The sequence below is a fragment of the Allobosea sp. GW821-FHT12C12 genome, assembly GCF_058807355.1.
Genome location: NZ_JBXAQP010000033.1, coordinates 1 through 1,423, shown reverse-complemented (window position 1 = coordinate 1,423; position 1,423 = coordinate 1). Strand labels below are relative to the sequence as shown.

1 pseudogene is annotated in these 1,423 nt (G+C 66.2%); it reads left to right on the top strand.

The window, feature by feature from the left end:
* Positions 1 to 51: 51 nt before the first annotated feature.
* Positions 52 to 1,402, top strand: a pseudogene (locus AC1RRW_RS22270) (IS701 family transposase).
* Positions 1,403 to 1,423: the final 21 nt, after the last annotated feature.

Genomic DNA, 1,423 nt, shown 5'->3' with positions numbered 1-1,423 from the left:
GATTTTTAGGACATTTGGCGTTTTTGGGATTCCCGCGGCGTGGTTTGCGTGATTCATGGGTGGTCGGCTTTCTGGAGGGCCGGCCATGGAGAAGAATTGGCAATCCGTTCTCGATGTGTGGCTTGCGCCCTTTCTCGCTGCTCTGCGGCACAAGGTGCGGGCGCGGATGTGTCCGGCCTATGTTGCGGGGCTGATTGGCGCCGGTGATCGCAAGAGCATCCAGCCGATGGCGGCCCGCGACGGTGGCGTCGGCTACGACCAGCTTCACCACTTCATCGCCGGCGGCGTCTGGGACGCGGCGCCGTTGGAGAAGGCCCTGCTCGCCGAGGCCGACAGGATGGTCGGCGGCGCCGAGGCCTGGCTGATCGTCGACGACACGGCGCTGCCGAAGAAGGGCGAGCGCTCGGTCGGCGTCGCGCCGCAATACGCCTCGGCCCTGGGCAAGAACGCGAACTGCCAGACATTAGTGTCGCTGACGCTGGCTTCCGGCGAAGTGCCGGTCATGGTGGGATTGCGACTGTTCCTGCCCGAGAGCTGGACGAGCGATCCTGCGCGGCTTTCCCGAGCCGGCGTGCCGGACGATCACGGAGGCTATCGAACCAAACCCGAGATCGCGCTCGCCGAGATCGATCGGGTGCGCAAGGCCGGCCTGCGCTTCGGCTGCGTGCTGGCCGATGCCGGTTATGGCCTCTCCGCGCCATTCCGGCAGGGTCTGAGCGAGCGTGGGCTCACCTGGGCCGTCGGCGTTGGGGCGCGCCAGAAGGTCTATCCGGTTGACGTGGCTCTCGTCTTCCCCGTCTCCGGGCGCGGCCGCCCGCGCAAGAACCATGTGCCCGACGCGAAGTCGATGTCGGCAGAGAAGACGCTGGCGACGGCGCCCTGGCGCATGCTGAGCTGGCGGCGTGGGACCAAGGGACGGCTGAAGGCCCGCTTCGCCGCCATGCGGATCAAGGTGGCCGACGGGCCGCCCCAGAGGATCGGCGACATGGGGCAGCAGCATCTGCCGGGAGAGGAGGCCTGGCTGATCGGCGAACATCGCTCGAATGGAGAGCGCAAATATTACCTCTCGAACCTTCCCGCCGACACCTCGCTCACCCGTCTGGCCGGCGCGGTCAAGGCGCGCTGGATCTGCGAGCAGGCCCATCAACAGTTGAAGGAGGAGCTCGGGCTCGACCACTTCGAGGGACGGTCATGGACGGGGCTGCATCGGCACGCGCTCATGACCATGATCGCCTATGCCTTCCTTCAATCCCGGCGCCTCGAGCAGGCGAAGCGGGAAAAAAAGAATCCAGGGCCCGCCACCTCAACCGACCCTGCCAGCGGTCCGCGCGGCCATCATCGCGGCCCTCGAACGGCCACCATCAACACGATGTCCCCACTGCCGCCGACGACTCAACTCTAAAAATCTGCCAAAGTAGTGCTA